This is a genomic window from Asticcacaulis sp. P2_C5, assembly GCF_056404555.1.
In genome coordinates this window covers 252,375-270,729 of the sequence record NZ_JBFUDU010000010.1, presented here as the reverse complement: position 1 = coordinate 270,729, position 18,355 = coordinate 252,375, and the positions used below count along the sequence as shown (strand labels likewise).

Genomic DNA, 18,355 nt, shown 5'->3' with positions numbered 1-18,355 from the left:
GGGTATCGTAAGCCCCCCCAGACTCGTTGGCGACATAGAGCCCGCTATAGGTTCCGCTGTTGGCGTAGGTATACAGGATCTCGGAACCGTCGGCGGCATAGCGCGTGATTGTACTGGGGTATTGATTGCGCGTTCCGCTCAACGAGCCGACATGGCGCTGATAGCTTTCCTGCCAGTCATTGGCCGTGTAGTTGCCGAGGCTGTTATAGGTATTGGTGATGACGTCGTCCGGCCCCTTGCCGAGCAGCATCTCATCCTGGCTCTGGATCACCAGATTGCCCGTCGCGGCATTGACCGTCACCCGGTTCCCCGCCTGCCCCAGCAAGGCCGTACCCAGTTGTCCCTGGGATCCCAAAAGCATGGCAGAATTACCGATAAGCCCGCGCACCGCACCCGTTACAACTGCAACCATGACAAATCCCCTCAACCCGCCGGCGCTGCGCCGGACTCTGCTCTGTTCAAAGACTCAATCGGAAGATTTTGGAATTTGTTTAGCGGGCAATTTGCGAATTTAGGCAATATTTTGTATAAATAATTGAATATATTGTATTAATTTATTTTTATTTATTTTTTTGAGATAGCCAGGCAAGCCATTTTGTGCCCCCATCATAAATGCGTTATGGCCGTTGCCCGGCGAATCCGCTTTATCTATGATACGTTCACCGGCCAGCAGCGGCCGGACCATGCACACAACCAGGGGGCCGTGCCGTGAGTTTTTTTTCCAAGCAGTTTATCGATATCCTGCAATGGCCGGATCCGGCACGCGACGTCCTGGCGGCGCGCTACCCCATGGAGGGGCAGGAAATCCAGACCGGCGCCAAGCTGGTCGTGCGCGAGACCCAGGCGGCTTTGTTCCTCAATGAAGGCCGCACGGCGGATAACCTCGAAAAGGACGGGCTGGGCGACGTCTTCACCGCCGGCACCTATACCCTGACCACCCAGACCCTGCCGATCCTCACCTACCTGATGAACTGGGACAAGGGGTTCCAGTCACCTTTCAAGTCCGACGTCTTCTTCTTCAATCTGCGCGAACAGCTGGACCAGAAATGGGGCACCACCCAGCCGGTCACCGTCCGCGACAAGGAATTCGGTCCCCTGCGCATCCGCGCCTTCGGCAGCTATGCCTACAAGATCAGCGACCCGAAACTGTTCTGGACGCGCTTCTGCGGCAGCGGCGCGCAGTTCCGCGTCGCCGATATCGAAGGCCAGCTGCGCACGGCCATACTCACCGGTATGGCCAGCAACCTGGGTTCGGCAGGCATCGCTTTTGTCGACATGGCCGCGCAGCAGGGCGAGTTCTCGAAACTGTTGCAAACCGCCCTGTCGCCGACCTTTACCGAGATGGGCCTGACCCTCACCACATTCTACGTCCAGAGCCTGTCTCTGCCGGAAGAGCTGGAACGCCACCTCGATCGCGCCAGTTCACAACGCATCGTCGGCAATCTCAACGACTATACCCGCTTCCAGGCCGCCGAAGCCCTGGGCACTGCGGCCGCCGGTGGCAATAGCGGCCTGGCCAGCGAAGGCGTCGGCCTGGGTGCCGGCCTGGCCATGGGCCAGATGATGGCCGGCGCACTGGGACAGGCACTTAATCCGGCCGCAAGCACCCAACCGGCCGTGGCCAATGCGCCCGATCCCATGGCTGTGCTCGAAAAGCTGGGTGACCTGTTCCAGAAAGGCATTTTGACCGAGGCCGAATTTACCGCCAAGAAGGCCGAAATCCTCAGCAAAATTATCTAGATGACGGACCTTGCCTGCCCTTCGTGCGGCGCGCCTGTCCGGTTCCATTCCAGCCTGTCGGTGTCCGCCGTCTGTCCCTATTGCCAGACCCTCGTCGTCCGCAAAGACGCCGATATCGAAGCCATGGGCAAGGTGGCAGCCCTGCCGCCGGACATGACCCCCTTTCAGATCGGCAGCCAGGCGCATGGTAAAACGACCATCACACTGGTCGGCCGCATCCGCATGGCCTGGGCCGACGGCTTCTGGAACGAATGGTATTTCATCGGCGATGACGGCCGCCGGGGCTGGCTGGCCGAGGCCCAGGGCACCTATGCCGTGTCCCACGAGCTGGAAACACCGCTCGCCCCCCAGACCAGCACGGCGCTCGATCGCTGGGCGGCAAGCCATGCGCAACGCCAAAGCCTGGTCGGCCAGGTCCTGACGTTCGATGACAGGCCTTACGTCTTGACCGACGTCAAGCTGGCCGATTGCGTCGGCTGCGAAGGTGAATTGCCGCTGATCAGTCCGCGCGGCCGCCGTTCGCTCAGTTTCGACTTCATGGGCGAACCCGATGAATTTGCCAGCGTCGACATCAGTGACGGCGAACGACGCGTCTTCACCGGCCGCTATGTCGAATGGAAGGACCTGGCCGCGACCAATCTGAGATCCATCGAGGGCTGGTCATGACAGGCCCCCCCACCCCTTTTGGTCAGCGCCCGGCGGTAGAGTCGGTGCGCGCCTTCGCCTGCCCCAGCTGCGGCGGCCCTATCGAGCTGCGCGCGCCGGGCATCACCGTGACGGCCATCTGCCGTCAGTGCAGCACCATAATCGACACCGCCCATCCCGACCTGCGCGTCATTCAAAAGGCGCGGACGGCAGCCTATGAAACCTTCATCACGCTGGGGTCTCGCGGCGAACTGTTTGGCCACCTGTGGGAAGTGATCGGCCATACGCGAAAGTCGGTCGTCAACACCGAATATAACTGGGGCGAATATTTGCTGTTCAACCCCTGGGAAGGATTCCGCTTCCTGTCGGCGTCGAACGGCCATTGGACCTTTTTCAAACGACTGAACCGCGACGTCGCCGGTATTGGGCAGCGTAATTCGCTTTTCATGGACGGCAGGACCTACAACGTCTTCAGTCAGGATCAGGTCCAGGTCGACGGTGTCCAGGGCGAATTCTACTGGCGTGTCAAGCAGGGCGACCTCAGCCGCGGCACCGACTATATCTGCCCACCCTACATGCTGAGCTGCGAAGAAACGAACGACGAGCGCAACATCTCGCTGGGCACCTATGTGCCCGTCGATCAAATGCGTCGGGCCTTTCCGGATGCACGCCTGCCTGTACCCAACGGCATTGGCGCCTGCCAGCCCGCGCCGATCCAGACATCAAAGATCGTCAGGTTGGCCTGGATGGCTGCGGCTGCCGCGATCGTCCTCCATATCTGCGTCACCATTGCCATGCCCAGTCAACAGATGCTCGACCTGGCCAACCAGACCATCAAGGTCAAACCCAGTGCCGAGGCCGGGCTGTCGGCTTCCAAATTGTCCAAGTCCGCTGCGCGCAAGCCTTCTACTCACAAATCCCGCGCATCCAGCTCCGCTGCCGCCCCCCAACCCGCCGGTGAGGGAACATGGAACAGCGAAAACGCGGGCCAGAACGCGGGCCAACCGGTCGTGACCGAATCCTTTACCCTGCCGCGCGCGGGCAATATCGTGATCGATATCGCGACGCGTCTCGACAACAGCTGGGCAGATTTCGACCTGACATTGGTCAACGAAGTCACCAACGCTACCTATCCGATGCAAACATCAATCAGCGAATATCACGGCTACGACGATGGCGAGAGCTGGAGCGAAGGCCACAACTCCGCCCAGACCGCCCTGGCCAGCGTACCGGCCGGCCGCTACCATCTGTTGATCGACGCCGAATCCGAGGTGCTTGGCAAGACCGGCGCCCTGCCCTTCTCGCTCACTCTGCGCCGTCAGGTGACGGAACTGACAAACCTGCTCTTCGCCCTGTTCCTGCTGCCCTTTTACCCCTTCTACGCCATCTACCGGCGCTGGTCGTTTGAATCGGCGCGCTGGGCCAATTCCGATTATTCACCTGGCAATGGAAAGTCCGACTCATGAAAAATTTTCCCGCCGGTTTTTCCCTGTTCTGCCTGGCCGTCCTGGGCGGTCTCGCGGCTGCCGACATCATGGGCTACGGAATGGCCAGTTCGGCCGGCACGGCCAGCGCGCGCCAGGCCTCGCATCAGGCTTCGCATTTTGCCACTCATTACCACAAATAGGATCCCGACATGTCGAACCTGATTGATATGCATTATGTCGTCGCCGCCGTTGTTTTCGCCGTCATCGGGCTGGTCGTCTTTGGCGTCGCCTTCCTGTTGCTGGAAGTTCTGACGCCCAAGGTCGCCGTGTGGAAGGAAATCGTCGAGAAGCAGAACATGGCGCTGGCCGTGCTGGTCGGCGCCTTTGCGCTGGGCATCGCCTACATCATCGGCTCCGCTATTCACGGTTAGTTTTGGACACGGCTAGAATCAGTTGCAACGCCTGTTACTTATCTCCGTCTTCGTCATTGCGACGTGCGGCCTGATCTACGAACTGATTGCCGGCACCCTGGCCAGCTACCTGCTGGGCGATTCGATTACCCAGTTTTCGACCATCATCGGCTGTTACCTGTTCGCCATGGGCATAGGTTCGTGGGCGTCGGCGCGCGTGGACAAGAACCTGCTGGCCTTCTTCGTGCGCATCGAAATCCTGGTCGGCCTGGTCGGTGGCTCGTCGGCGGCCCTGCTGTTCCTGCTGTTCGACCAGGTCGCGTCATTCCGTTTCCTGCTCTATTTCATCGTTACAATCATCGGCATACTGGTCGGGATCGAAATTCCCATCCTGCTGCGCATCCTGAAGGACAGGCTGGAATTCAAGGACCTGATCTCGAAGGTCTTCACCTTCGACTATATCGGCGCCCTGTTCGCCTCGATCCTGTTTCCACTGGTCCTGGTGCCGCATCTCGGCCTGATCCGCTCCAGCTTTATGTTTGGCATTTTCAACGTCCTGGTCGCCCTGTGGCTGCTCTATTCGCTGAAGGAGCCCATGCCGTGGGCGCGCCTGCACAAGGCCGCGGCGATCGTCGTCCTGATCTTCCTGACCCTGGGCTTCGCTGCGTCCGACAAGATCACCAGCCTGGCCGAGTCCAACAGTTTTGCTGGCCACGTCGTCTTCGCCAAATCGACGCCGTACCAGCGCATCATCATTACCCGCCAGCAGGACGATATCCGCCTGTACCTGAATTCCAACCTGCAATTCTCGTCGCAGGACGAATACCGCTATCACGAAGCCCTGGTCCATCCGGTAATGAGCGCGCTGAAGGCCCCGAAACAGATACTGATCATCGGCGGCGGCGATGGCCTGGCCCTGCGCGAAATCCTCAAATATAGCAGCGTCCAGCACGTCACCCTGGTCGATCTCGACCCCGCCATGACGCGGCTGTTTAGCAAGAGCCCGATGCTGCGCCAGTTGAACGACGACTCGCTGCATTCACCCAAACTGACCGTGATCAATGCCGATGCCTTTATGTGGCTGAAAGCGCAACGCAGTAAACCACCGCATTTCGACGCTATCTTTATCGACCTGCCCGACCCGTCGAACTTCTCGATTGGCAAACTGTACAGCACGTCCTTCTACGGCCTGCTGCATTCGGTCATGGGGCCGGACAGTCTGGCCGTGGTCCAGAGCACCTCGCCCTTCGTGGCGCGCAAATCTTTCTGGTGCGTCAACAATACCCTCCAGGCCAGCGGCTTTGTCACCGCGCCCTATCACGCCCTGGTGCCAGCCTTCGGCGACTGGGGCTATGTCATTGCCGCCAACCGCCCCTACACCGTGCCCACGCAGTACCCTGCCGGCCTGCGCTTTATCGATGCCGCAACCGCGCGCGACATGTTCAGCTTCCCGCCCGACATGGGGCCGGTCGCCACCAAGATCCAGCGCCTCGACGACCAGGCCCTCATCCATTATTTCGATGAGGAATGGGCGAAGTACCTGATCTATTGATGACACCGACACGCCGCCAGTTGCTGTACGGATCGGGCGCGGCGGCCCTTGGGCTGGCTGCCGTCTCGCCGTTTCTGTGGGATGCCATAAAGCCGAAAAAGGCGATCCCGGGCGGGATTGTCGGCGCCAATGCAGCGCGCGGCCATCGGCTGCGTCAGAGCGCCTTCCCACGGTCGCAAGACGCCGGCCACCACGACGTGGTCATCATCGGATCGGGCATTGCGGGCCTCACCGCGGCCTATCATCTCAATAAAATGAGCGTGACGGATTTCCGCCTTCTCGAACTGGAAGACCACAGCGGTGGCAATGCCCATAGCGGTCAAAACGCCGTCAGCGCCTATCCGTGGGGCGCGCACTATGTGCCCCTTCTGAGCAGCGAGTGCGACCACATCAAGGACCTGTTTCGCGACTTCGGCATCATCACCGGCGAACAGGACGGCCTGCCGATCTATAACGAAGACTATATCCTCAACGATCCGGATGAGCGCCTGTTCCTCGAAGGGCGTTGGCAGGAAGGCCTGTTGCCGACTCTCGGCGTCAAGGACGACGACCTAGCGCAGTACAAGCGCTTCCTGGCCCAGATGGACGCCTTCAAAGTCAAGCGCGGTGGTGACGGCAAACGCTGGTTCGCCATTCCGATCGACGACAGCAGCGATGACGCCGAGGCCCGCGCGCTGGACAGTCTCACCATGAAGGTGTGGATGCTGGCCCAGGGCTATGCGTCCGACCCCCTGCACGCCTTCGTCAACTACGGCTGCCGTGACGATTTCGGCGTCTGTCACGACCAGATCTCGGCCTATGCCGGTATCCATTATTTCGCCGGCCGCGACGGCAAGGCCGCCAATACGACACCGGATGCGGTGATTACCTGGCCGGAAGGCAATGGCTTCCTGGCCCACAGGCTCGCCGAGCCTGTGGGCGACCGCATCGTCACCAACGCTTTGGTCCACAATATCGCCGAGACAGCGGACGGCGTCACGGTCGACTACTGGGACGGCGAGATCAGCCATCGCCTGACGGCACGCGCCGCTATCATCGCCACACCACGCTTTATCGCCGGGCGTTTGATGCCGGCGCTGGCCAGCGGGGAGTTCACCTATGCGCCGTGGGTGGTCGCCAACCTGACCCTCGATAAACTACCCGAAGGTCCAGGCGCCGATCTCGCCTGGGACAATGTCATCAAGGACAGCCAGACCCTGGGCTATGTCGTGGCGACGCATCAGATTCCGCAGATGCAGCCGCTGAAAACCGTCATCACCTATTACTGGCCGCTGACCCACACCACACCCGTGGAAGCGCGCAAGGAGGCCCTGGCGCGATCCTATAGCGACTGGCAAAAGCTCTTCCTGACCGAGCTCTACCGCCTTCATCCCGAACTGGTTGGCCAGGTGGCTCACATGGATGTCTGGCTGTGGGGCCATGCCATGGTCCGGCCCGTGCCCGGCCTTATCTGGGGCCCGGCGCGCGCTGCTGCCCTGAAACAGACCCCGCCGGTCTTTACCGCTCATTCCGACATGAGCGGTATTTCGATTTTCGAGGAGGCCTATACCCATGGCCTGAAGACGGCGCAGGCGGTAAAGGCCTATCTCGCATGAGCCAGCCCTATATCGCCAATGCCCGTTTCGACCTCGCCTTCATCATCGGCCCTGCCTTCGTCGTGACCGCGGTGGCGGTGCTGGCCGCGCCTTGGGCGAAAAGCCTGGCCGAGTTTCCGGTCTGGCTGTGGATTGCACTGATCCTGTGCGTCGATGTCAGCCACGTCTATGCCAGCCTGTTCCGCACCTATCTCGATCGCGACGAACTGCGTCTGCGCCCACGCCTGTATCAGCTGACGCCCCTGCTGCTGTGGGTCATCGGCGCCATACTGTACAGTTTCGACGCCATGGTCTTCTGGCGCGGCCTGGCCTATCTCGCCATCTTCCATTTCGTCCGCCAGCAATACGGCTTCATGCTGATCTACAGCCGGCGGGAAACCGGCAAAAAATGGCTAGACAAGGCGGCCATCTACGGCGCCACGATCGTGCCGCTGGTCTACTGGCTGAGCCATGCGCGCACCTTCAACTGGTTCGTCGACGGTGACGTGATCAGCCTGCCTTTGCCCTTGTTGTTCGCGGCCGCCGCCATCGTTTACGGCCTGATCCTGCTGGCCTATCTGTGGCAGGAGGTGCAGCGGTGGCGCGCCACGCGTGAAATCAACTGGCCGAAAAACCTGTTGCTGCTGGGGACCGGCCTGTCATGGGGCGTCGGGATTGTCGCGTTTAACAACGATATCGTCTTTACCGCCACCAATGTCGTGGCGCACGGCGTTCCCTATCTGGCGCTCAACTGGCTGTACGGCGAAAATCAAAAGACGGTTCGACCGGGCAACACCTATGTCTGGCCGACCATAGCCTGGCTGTTCCGCCCGGTCATGATCCCTGTCTATGTCGTGATCCTGATCGTCCTGGCCTTTGTCGAGGAGGGTCTGTGGGATGGCCTGGTGTGGCGCGAACATACCGGACTGTTCGCCGCCTTCTCGCATCTGCCCGCCATAACCGATCCGCTGCTGCTTATTTGCCTTGTGCCCTTGCTCAGCCTGCCGCAATCAACCCATTATGTGCTCGACGCCTTTATCTGGCGAAAGGATGGCAATGTCCCTGATTTCAGCCGCATCCTGTTTGGCGCCCGCCATGACTGAGGTGGTTCCGCCCGGCCTGCACCTGCTGATCGATTTTCGCGGCGCGCGCCATTATCGCGACGCGGCGCGCATCGAAACCGCCATGCGCGAAGCCGCCGAGGCCTGCGGTGCCACGGTGCTGAAGGTCATGCTGCACGGTTTCGGTGACGACGCCGGCATCACGGGCGTCGCGCTATTGGCCGAATCCCATATCAGCATTCACACCTGGCCCGAACTTGACTATATGGCGCTCGACGTCTTTGTCTGCGGCGGTTGCGATCCCTATCTGGCGCTCGATGTGCTGCGCCGGCATTTCGAACCGGCCGGTGAGACCGTGACAGCCCAAACGCGCGGCCGATAAGGAGGCGGCGGTAATGTGTGAACTGCTGGCCATGAGCGCCAATGTCCCGACCGATATCCGCTTCAGTTTCGCGGCGCTGTCGCAGCGCGGCGGCGCGACCGGACCACATACCGACGGCTGGGGGATCAGCTTCTACGAAGACAAGGGCTGCCGCACCATTCACGACCCGAACCCCAGCGCCCAATCGGAACTGGCGCGTTTTGTCCGCGCCTATCCGATCAAGAGCCGCCTGGTCATCGCTCACGTCCGCAAAGCCAATCGCGGCCGCACCTCGCTGGAAAATACCCATCCCTTTACCCGCGAGCTGTGGGGCCGGCGCTGGAGTTTTGCCCATAATGGCCAGTTGAAGAGCGTCAAGAAACGCGAATTGACCCACTGCGCGCCGATCGGAACGACGGACAGCGAACACGCCTTCTGCTGGATCATGGATCGATTGCGCAGCCTGTATCCGCAACGTCCGTCGGAATCGGTCCTGGCCCGGACGATTGCCGAACTGTTCGGCGATCTGCGAAAACTGGGCGTGTTCAACGCCCTGCTCGGCGATGGTCGGTCGCTTTATGCCAGTTGCTCAACAAAACTATGCTATATCGAACGCCGCGCCCCGTTCGGCCAGGCCAGCCTGATCGACGAGGATTTGGAGGTCGACTTCGCCCAGGAAACCACGCCCGACGACCGTGTCACCATCGTCGCCACGCGGCCATTGACACGCAACGAAACCTGGACTCTGGTCAGGGAGAACACGACTCTGGTGCTGCAGGCAGGCCAGGTTGTCAGGACGTTCGAGCCGCCAAAGGCACAAATCTTGCAGCGCAGCAAATTAACCTAAACTTAACTCAAAACAGGCCGAAAACACCATGTCAGGCGGAAATGTCATCGCGATAGCCAATGAAAAAGGCGGCGTTGGTAAATCCACCCTGGCGGCGCATATCGCCGTGCAGTTGCTGCATGACGGCAAGCGCGTCGCCTGGCTCGATCTCGACCGGCGGCAAGCATCGCTGCGGGTGTTTTTCCATAACCGCCGCAAAAGCGGTTTCGCCGTGGCCCAGGCCGATGAACTGGATTTCGAACCGCCAACTGGTGATTCCGCTGGCGGACAGGCCATGCTCGAAGCGTTGCTGAACACGGCGCGCGGCAGGTTCGACCACGTTATGGTGGACACGCCGGGCCAGGCTAACAACCTGCACAAGACCTTGCTCAGGCACGCCGATGTCGTGGTTACACCGGTCAATGACAGCTTTATCGATCTCAGCGCCCTGACCCAGGCGGACACGGGCTCCACACCCTATGCCAGCGTCATCATGCGCTACCGCCGCGAACGCCAGCAGGCGGGGGGTGGCGATCTGGCGTGGTCGATCGTCCGCAATCGCCTGTCGTCAGCCGAACCGCGCAACCGCAAACGTTTCGACGCCGAATTGCAGGCCTTTGCTGCCAAGGCCGACTGCCGGATACTGCCGGGCCTGCGCGAACGGGTCATCTTCCGTGAACTGTTTCCCCTCGGGTTGACGGTGACCGATCTCAGCCGTGAGGTCCGCCCGCTGCCAGTTAGCCTGTCGCATATCGCCGCCCGAGCCGAAATCGCCCGGCTGGTTGCGGATCTGCATCTTGTGACGCAAAGCCGAACCGCTTTTTGACGCAATTCAGGCCGTTTGTTACGCCCTTGCAGCGTCGTGTCACGGCGGTAAAAACCGCGACTTATTAGCGCCAGTCTCGTTTCCCATGGTCCCGCCATCGCGATCCAACCGGAAACAGACTCAATGCGCACACATGCCCGCCTCACCGCCACGGCCATCGGCCTCGTTCTCGGCGGGATGACGGCCACCGCCCACGCCGCCACATCCGTCACCTCAGCCACCACCGTGCCGCTGGCCACCAGCACGGCCGGCGATGTCTCCGTCACCTCAGACGGCAGCATCACCCTGACCAGCGGCACCGCAATCACGGTCGACAGCGACAATAGCCTCAATTTCGACGGCACCATCACCATGACGGCTTCGGACTCGGGATCGACCGGCATCCTGATCGGCGACGTCGCTAACCGCACCCAGGCCCTGACCCTGTCGGGCGTCATCACCGTCACTGACGACTATACGACGGCCGACACCAATGACGACGACGTCATCGATGCGCCGTGGGCGGAAGGCTCCGGCCGCTATGGCATCCGATCCGCGGGGACAAATCCATTCGTCGGCGATGTATCGATCGACAGCACGATCAGCGTGCAAGGCAATCAATCGTGGGGTGTCCGGTTCGAGAACCTGATCGACGGCGACTTCACCTTTGACGGCTCATCGACCGTGATCGGTGATGAATCGACCGCCATCGCACTGGACAGCGGCGTCACCGGCAATGTCTATCTGTCCGGATCGGCTAGTGTCCTGGGCAAGAACAGCCGGGTCGTCACGCTGAACGGCGACATCGGCGGATCGCTGATCATCGACGGCAGTTATGCAGGCACAGGCTATTCGACGACCTATTCGATGGATGCCGATACCTTGGCCGGGCTCGATCCGGCACTGAACCTGCTACAGGCGGGACCGACCGTCACCTTGTCGGGCAATATCGCCCATGGCGTCCTATTCGGATCGGCAGTGACCAGCACGGACGACGACAATACGGACGAGGACGGCGACGGCGTGACCGACTCGACCCAAACCACAGCCAGCATTACACAATATGGCGGCGCCCCGGCCCTTCTGGTGGGTTCTTCAACCGAAGACATCACCCTGGGCGGCCTGACCTATGGTTCGACGGCGATCGATCCACCCACCGTAGCCTATGGCCTGCTTAATCGCGGCACGATCAGCGCGTCGGGCATCTATTCCGGTGTCGACACGACCGCCATCCAGTTGGGCGGGCTGGGTCACGCCGTGACCATCGACAACGGCATCGGCATAGCCGGCACCGTCTCGGCCACCGCCTACGGCGCCAATTCGACGGCCATCAATCTGCTGGACGGCGCCAACACACCGCGCCTCGATGTCACCGGCTATATCACGGCGTCAACCACAACGGCGACGACCTCGACCACCACGGACAGCGTCACCACCTACACGACAGTCGGCGCCGGCACCACGGCGCGGGCGGTCGACATCGCCGCCGGGGCCAGCCTGGGCACGATTTCGGTCGCCGAGAGTTCCAGCCTGACCGCCTCCGCCATCGGGTCGACGGCCAATGCCACGGCCATCCGTGACCGCTCCAATACCCTGACCCAGATCACGAACAGCAGCACGATCAGCGCCACCGTCACGGCCAGCGACGATGACGGCGACGACGTGGCCGACACCATCACCGGCTCGGCGATCGCCATCGACGCCAGCACCAACACGGCCGGCCTGACCCTGACCCAGACTGACTCTGCGCCCGACGACGATGATATCTCGGCGCCCTATATCTATGGCCAGATCCGGCTGGGGTCGGGCGACGACCATATCACGTCCTCCGGCGGCTATATCTACGGCGCCATCGACTATGGCACCGGCCTGGGCAGTTTCACCCTGACCGACGACGCCGTCTTTGCCGGCCAGATAACCTCGACCGGCGATATCGCCATGGATATCGACAGCGGGGCCAATGCCTATCTGCTGGCCGGCAGTTCGGTCAAGCTGAGCACGCTGCACGTCGGCGCCGACAGCAAACTGGCCCTGACCCTGGACGTCGACGACCCCACGACCCCGGTCCTTTTCGGTTCGGGTTCGGCCGTCTTCGATGACGGCGCCGAGCTGGACCTGGCGCTCAGCCGGATCGTCACCAGTCCGGTGTCGTTTACGGTGATGACGGCGGCCAATATCAGCCTGGGCGATATCACCACCTCGACGCGCGACGGCTATATCCCGTATCTCTACCATGCCGATCTGGAGACCGACGACGCCAAGACCGCGCTCTACGCCAATTTCCGCCTGAAAACCCAGGCCGAGGCCGGCTATTCCAGCAACCAGTATGCCGCCCTCTTGCCCGTCCTGGTGGTCGTCGCCCAGGAGTCGGGCGCCCAGTCATCCTTGCTGGGAGCGACGGACAAGGCGGGCTTCGATGCCGTCTATAACCAATATCTGCCCGACTATTCCGGCGAAAATCTGCTGACACTGTCGCACGGCGCACAATCCCTGACCCGGTCGCTGGGCAATTTGACCTTCATTCCGACCGGTGACGGCGGCCAGTACTGGCTGCAGGAATATGGCTACGGTACGACGCGTGAGACCGGCGACGTGGCGGGATTTACCTCAACCGGATTCAGTTTTGCCGGCGGCCGCGAGCGTCAGGTCTATGGTAACCAGATGCTGGGTGTCTATGCCAGTCTGACCACAGCCTCTCCGCAGGACAAATTCGCCAGCGGAACGGAGACCTCGTCGGTGACGGAATACAGCCTGGGCGGCTACTGGCGGCTGAACAGCGGCGCCTTCAAGACTTGGGCCCATGCCGGGGCAGGCTATGTCTCGCTCAACACGTCGCGCAGCATCCTGACGGCCTATGTCGCCCACACCTCCGAAGCCAAATGGAGTGGCTATTCGCTGAGCGCCGGCGCCGGCGCGTCGGTTGATTACCGTGTCGGTAAGCTGTCGCTGATCCCTGAGGTCACGGCCGACTACTACCGGCTCAACGAAGCCAGGCACAGCGAGAGCGGCGGCGGGGATTATTTCGACCTAAGTGTGGGTCAGCGTTCGGGCCATCTGCTCAGTTCGGCGGCCATCCTGCGGGCGCGCTACAACGCGTCGTTTATTCGCCCCGAACTGTGGATCGGCTATCGGCAGAACCTTTCGGTGCAATTGCCCGATACGGTGGCCAGCTTTGCCGGTGGTGATGCCTTTACGCTCACCGCCGGCACGGTCGAGGGCGGCGGACCTGTGGCCGGCTTCCGTTTCTCATTGGATAATGACTACAGCTATCTGGCGCTGGAAGGCGAATATGAAAAGGTGGGAGAGACAACGGGGAGCAGTTTGAGCCTGCGGACGCGATTCCAGTTTTGACGGGACGGCGAATGTAGCTTCTTCTTTGCTCGTGGTCTCCTGAACGGGGAGTGGCGGATAAGGCTGTCAAGGCGGTGTGTTGACAGGGTTTTCGTTAACGTGCTCAATGGAGCGCTAACGGCTCGAGGGGGCTTTTCGATGTATTTCATTATCTGGCGCGGCTGGGGCATTCTGGTAATTCCCCTAACCTTTCTCGGGGCACTTCCCGGCATTGCGGCGGCAATGGGCCTGAAGGCGATCGGCGCGCCAGAGTCGTGGACCTTGGTCATTGCCGCTCTTGTTGCGACCTGCGGCAGCGCCGCCGCCATCTGGTATACGGCGAAGGCCCTATCCAGCGGGCCGGTGCGGCGACTGGTCGATCAGAACACCGGCGAGCAGTTCGAGATCCGGCGCGACGCCGGCAGCCTGTTCTTTATTCCGACGCGCTACTGGGCCTATATGGTGCTGTTCGTGGGTTTGCTGGGCACCGCTTTCCTGACGGTCGGCGCCTTTGCGCCGCACAGTTCAGCGACGGTCGAGACGCAGTCGGAGACGGCGGAGTCGTTGTAGGCGGCGGCGGAGGCAGGGGTTTGTCGTGAGAAGGCTATTGTTGGTCATTACGCGCCATTGAGGCGACCACATGGGACTGCGCCAAATAGTTTGTGCAATTGATAAGGTGTCCATTAATTTGTCACCTTAATTCAGCGTTCATTTGCGGAGTTGGCATGGAACGAAGGAGAATGTCTTTAACCTGTGCCTGACAGGGTTCTCGGGCACAACTACGGTTAATTGCTTTTAATAAATAATTATGGTTGTATTGCTCAGCGCAACTGAATGGGGTGTGTCATGGGTTTGCACGAATATGTGGCGGCGTGGTGTGACGAGGCCTTAAAGCAAGTACTTGTGGGGCGCAAAATACTGCACAATTTCAACAAGCGGCGCGACGATGACATTTCTACTTTGAAGGCATTAGTCGCGCGTGCAAAAACTGATCCTGTTTTCGCCGATAGGGGCCTTGTCCGCCAAGGCGTTGCGGCTACTTTAGGAGAGTTCGAGCAATCAGTCCGGGGTTGCTTGGCGTATGAAAATTTCAAGGAGCACGCACAATTTCAAAAAACCCAAGATGCTTTTGGTACCCGTGTAAGTGGAAGAATTTATAATTCGTCCTCCCCAGGGAAACTCCTGGTCGGAGCAAACCAAGGCGAGTACCGATTTGGTTATGAAGTAACTCAAAGTTTAGTAACTTCTGAAAAACTTATTTCTTATTTTGATAGCCTGGCAGATGAAATTCGCAACACTCGCGAAATCATTCGGGATGCGTCAGAGGATAAAATTACGCAACTTCAGCAAACAAGCTTACCCGAATTGCTGGATATGGTGAAGGGCGCCGCAGCAACTCCCCCAGCGACGCAGGTAGAAAGGCCATCACTCTATGTTCCAGAGGCAAAACGGGGTAAGCGAGTAGGCACGGCACTTTGGACATTGGGAATATTGTTCGTCGCCGCTCTAATATTTCATTTGATTGGTTGGTTTGTATTTGCCGGTGCCTTATTATTTTTTGTCGTATCAGCAGTTGTTACCTCGAACACAGATTTAGAAGAGGAAAATTCGAGGGTAGAGCGAGCGAACAGAGATAAAGCGCTAAAGGATAATATTGAGAAATTGGATTTGCGCGCTCGTGAGTTAATGTCTGGTACTCTCGCGGAGATAATCGATCGCCTCAATGGGGCTTCAGAAGTCGCGACTGATCTTGGCAGGGTATTGCGAGGAATTGCATCGGAGACGGTTCAAACAAAGCCTCCTACCGCAGACGTTGTTTTTGGTGAATGTACGATCTCTCCTTTGATTGACCACGTAACAAGAAAAGAAGGTAATCCCGATTTCGCAGATTACGCTGACCCAGAATTCTATCTCAAATGCGTTCAAGAAAGGCCGCACGTTATAGAGGATTGTCTGGCGCACATGCCTTTGGGCGAGTGCGACGAGATTGACGTAGTTGTTGCTCAAGATGACAGCCAATATGAGGTTGGTCGCTATCTCACTTCTGCAATTCTTATGGCTTCTCAGCCAGGGCAAGCTCGCTTTATGTTTGTCGAACCTGGGCGATTGGCAGAGGCTTACCGTGTCTTTGGCGCACTTAATGAGTCGGCCGCCACGCGCCTAGCGGACCGCCTATATATTACCCAACTCAATGAATTGGCTACGGCTGTTGATTCCTTGCGAACCTTTGTTGGCAGAACAAAGGAGGCGATGACACGGCAGGCTGATGCCAATCGAAGGATCACAGATCAAGAAGTGGGCAACAAGGGCACTATCCTACTTCAGCGCGCTATTGTCGTTTTGGATGAGACGCAACGGTCACATTGGCCGCAAAAAGATCAACGCCGCGTGTTGGAATATTACGATGAGATAAAAGCCCTAAGCCAGGTTGGAGCACGGGAAGGTAGCGTACTCTTAATTCGATTGCGCCAGCCAGTGGGAACTCCAGAAGCTGATTTACCTGTGACCTCAGAACGCACAATCCGCGTTAATGCCAGCAGTTCTTGTTTCACATTCTCAGGCGATATCAGGGCCGCGTTCAATGACGCTGAAAGCGCCGCTTCGATTGCGACCGCATGTGACTTGTGGGCCAAGGCTGCTAAAAAAGCCGACTCTACTTTGCATCAGACCGGGGCCACACTTGACTGGTCAGATAAAGAATTGTCCGATAGTCGTTATGGCTTGGAAATCGACATCGGTCGGCACGGCGCAGATCGTTCCGCTCAATTCATTCTTGGTCGTGAAGGCGCGCACCATGCGATTTGCATAGGTCGAACCGGGTCAGGCAAGACCAATCTATTTCATGTGATTATCAGTAACCTCGTGCGTCGTTATTCGCCAGACGAACTTGAACTTTACTTGTTGGATTTTAAGGAGGGGGTAGAATTCGCCGTTTACGCAGACCTAGCTCTCCCACATTGTCGAGCCGTTGCTATCGATGCTGATCGCGGATTTGGCCTAAGCGTATTGACTCACTTAAAACGCGAACTGAATCGGCGCGCGAACATATTCAAAGCAGCCGGGGTCGGTATTGCGAGTCTTGAGCGATATGAGGAAGCCACCGGCAACAACATGCCTCGCATAGTCCTTCTCATAGATGAGTTCCAAGTTCTCTTGCAAGCAGGGGAACGTACACCAGGAGCAGCATCAGGGGCAGCCGCAGCAGCCTTGGAAGACCTCGTTCGCCGGGGGCGCTCGTTTGGTCTACATGTGATCCTTGGCTCGCAAACCCTGGCGGGGCGCGAATTAACAGCGGCAACGCTCGGCCAGTTGGCAATGCGGATCGTACTTCCCTGCAGCGCTCCTGATGCGGCCATGTTGCTAGGAGATCAACCGATTTCAAATCAATTGCGGGCCCCCGGAGATGCCATAATTTGGCGAGCCGGCCAAGGTGAGGTTTCAGATTCTCATTTGGCAAAGATTTTCGCCGCCGACCTAGATGATTTGCCTAAGTTGGCGGCTACAAGCCGTGACCACGCGTCAGCAGATGGCCGAACACCACCCGTTCCATTTGTTTTTCGCGGAAGCGGTCAAAACGAATTGACCGAAATGATGCCGCACTTAAAGGCAGTGAAGGCGGAGCAGCGTGATGCTAATGCCGGTATCTTCGCATTGGGCGCACCAACCACATTCGGTGATCGGCCTTTTGGCGCGTTACGTAACACTAGAGCGCGCAATGTTTTGTTTGTTCACCGCTCGGATGACACTCGATCCGGATTTTTTTATTCAGCAGTCGAATCATTATTAGCGCTTCAATCTGATTGCCAAGCTGTCATTTGCGATCTGGAGCAATCAACTGATTTCAGCAATGTACCACTCGTAGAGAGTCTAGCAAAGGCGTTCAATGGTCGGGTTCGAGTCGTCCAGCCGACAGAACTCGAAGCGGAAATAGAAAAGCTAATTGTTAATCTCTCGGCACCGCACACTGGCCTGCGGACGGTGTTTGGCATTGCGGGTGCTGGTCGAACTAATCTCGTCCGTTCGGCTGCCTTTTCAAAACTCCTCAAGGAAGGATCGGAATTCGGCCTTCATGTGATCGCCACATGCGACGGTGTGAAGAATATGGAACGTCTCATAGAACGCTCAACAATAACGGAATTCGGCATACGCGGGCTAGGCTCGTGTTCCGCTTCAGATTCCCAAAAACTCTTAGACACCAATGATGCCGAATCACTGAGCGCCGAGCATCAATATTTGATATTGGATGATATGGTTCCGGGCCGCCTTATGCGGTTGCAAGTTCTAACGCCATCGCTTCAATCGGATACAGTGGCAATTGTCAGCGAATCGGAGGCCGCTAATGCCTAGCTTAGTTCACGGTGACTTAGACTCGATGATGCGGCTCAAAGTCGGGCTCGTCACATCCGCCAATAAATATGCAAGCGAAGCTAGTCTGCTACGCAGCGCCGCGAACGGGTTGGAACAAGCATCTGAAACCAACACGCATGACCTAGCCGTCGAGCAGGCACTTGAGATGGCCAGTCGGTTGGAAACTCTGGGAGCCGCGATTGATGCAATAGCGGATGGCCTGACTCCAGAAATAGAGCGCTTATCAGCACTTGTAGAACTTACTCGAAAGGTTTGA

General features: G+C 58.9%; 17 protein-coding genes. 15 read left to right on the top strand and 2 right to left on the bottom strand.

Annotated features, from left to right (window positions below; genetic code table 11):
- Both AC1DXO_RS18695 and AC1DXO_RS18690 read right to left on the bottom strand, forming a co-directional pair.
- A partial coding sequence (locus AC1DXO_RS18695) for a hypothetical protein (protein WP_476979697.1) occupies positions 1–412 on the bottom strand: 412 nt, incomplete at its 3' end.
- Positions 413–511: 99 nt separating this feature from the next.
- On the bottom strand, positions 512–685 hold the full coding sequence (locus tag AC1DXO_RS18690) for a hypothetical protein (protein ID WP_476979696.1): 174 nt from the start codon (positions 683–685) through the stop codon (positions 512–514).
- Between the two features lie 23 nt (positions 686–708).
- On the opposite strand from AC1DXO_RS18690, the gene AC1DXO_RS18685 reads away from it, so the two are divergent.
- The 15 genes from AC1DXO_RS18685 (at position 709) to AC1DXO_RS18615 (ending at position 18,355) form a co-directional block, all read left to right on the top strand.
- Positions 709–1,740 carry an SPFH domain-containing protein gene (locus tag AC1DXO_RS18685; protein ID WP_476979695.1) on the top strand — a complete coding sequence of 344 codons (1,032 nt, stop codon included), beginning with the start codon at positions 709–711 and terminating at the stop codon, positions 1,738–1,740.
- Positions 1,741–2,406, top strand: a complete 666-nt coding sequence (locus tag AC1DXO_RS18680) for a DUF4178 domain-containing protein (RefSeq protein ID WP_476979694.1) — start codon at positions 1,741–1,743, stop codon at positions 2,404–2,406.
- Complete coding sequence (locus AC1DXO_RS18675; protein ID WP_476979693.1) at positions 2,403–3,851, top strand: DUF4178 domain-containing protein; 1,449 nt, start codon at positions 2,403–2,405, stop codon at positions 3,849–3,851. The genes AC1DXO_RS18680 and AC1DXO_RS18675 overlap by 4 nt, the downstream gene beginning before the upstream one ends.
- Positions 3,848–4,012, top strand: a complete 165-nt coding sequence (locus AC1DXO_RS18670; protein ID WP_476979692.1) for a hypothetical protein — start codon at positions 3,848–3,850, stop codon at positions 4,010–4,012. The genes AC1DXO_RS18675 and AC1DXO_RS18670 overlap by 4 nt, the downstream gene beginning before the upstream one ends.
- Positions 4,013–4,021: 9 nt before the next feature.
- A complete protein-coding gene (locus AC1DXO_RS18665; protein WP_476979691.1) occupies positions 4,022–4,243 on the top strand; it encodes a DUF350 domain-containing protein in 222 nt (73 codons plus the stop codon).
- A gap of 22 nt (positions 4,244–4,265) precedes the next feature.
- Positions 4,266–5,774: a polyamine aminopropyltransferase gene (locus AC1DXO_RS18660; protein WP_476979690.1), complete on the top strand. Its 1,509-nt coding sequence runs from the start codon at positions 4,266–4,268 to the stop codon at positions 5,772–5,774.
- On the top strand, positions 5,774–7,369 hold the full coding sequence (locus tag AC1DXO_RS18655) for an FAD-dependent oxidoreductase (RefSeq protein ID WP_476979689.1): 1,596 nt from the start codon (positions 5,774–5,776) through the stop codon (positions 7,367–7,369). The genes AC1DXO_RS18660 and AC1DXO_RS18655 overlap by 1 nt, the downstream gene beginning before the upstream one ends.
- Entirely contained in the window at positions 7,366–8,451 is a 1,086-nt protein-coding gene (locus tag AC1DXO_RS18650; protein ID WP_476979688.1) for a hypothetical protein, read from the top strand. The genes AC1DXO_RS18655 and AC1DXO_RS18650 overlap by 4 nt, the downstream gene beginning before the upstream one ends.
- Positions 8,444–8,791: an adenosylmethionine decarboxylase gene (gene speD, locus AC1DXO_RS18645; protein WP_476979687.1), complete on the top strand. Its 348-nt coding sequence runs from the start codon at positions 8,444–8,446 to the stop codon at positions 8,789–8,791. Before AC1DXO_RS18650 ends, speD begins: the two co-directional genes overlap by 8 nt.
- A 13-nt stretch (positions 8,792–8,804) precedes the next feature.
- Positions 8,805–9,617, top strand: a complete 813-nt coding sequence (locus AC1DXO_RS18640; protein ID WP_476979686.1) for a class II glutamine amidotransferase — start codon at positions 8,805–8,807, stop codon at positions 9,615–9,617.
- 28 nt (positions 9,618–9,645) lie between these two features.
- A complete protein-coding gene (locus AC1DXO_RS18635; RefSeq protein WP_476979685.1) occupies positions 9,646–10,422 on the top strand; it encodes a division plane positioning ATPase MipZ in 777 nt (258 codons plus the stop codon).
- Between the two features lie 123 nt (positions 10,423–10,545).
- Positions 10,546–13,752, top strand: coding sequence for an autotransporter outer membrane beta-barrel domain-containing protein (locus AC1DXO_RS18630; protein ID WP_476979684.1), 3,207 nt, complete (start codon positions 10,546–10,548; stop codon positions 13,750–13,752).
- A gap of 138 nt (positions 13,753–13,890) precedes the next feature.
- Complete coding sequence (locus AC1DXO_RS18625) at positions 13,891–14,301, top strand: hypothetical protein (RefSeq protein WP_476979683.1); 411 nt, start codon at positions 13,891–13,893, stop codon at positions 14,299–14,301.
- A gap of 276 nt (positions 14,302–14,577) precedes the next feature.
- Entirely contained in the window at positions 14,578–18,078 is a 3,501-nt protein-coding gene (locus AC1DXO_RS18620) for an FtsK/SpoIIIE domain-containing protein (protein ID WP_476979682.1), read from the top strand.
- Positions 18,071–18,355: a hypothetical protein gene (locus tag AC1DXO_RS18615; protein ID WP_476979681.1), complete on the top strand. Its 285-nt coding sequence runs from the start codon at positions 18,071–18,073 to the stop codon at positions 18,353–18,355. Before AC1DXO_RS18620 ends, AC1DXO_RS18615 begins: the two co-directional genes overlap by 8 nt.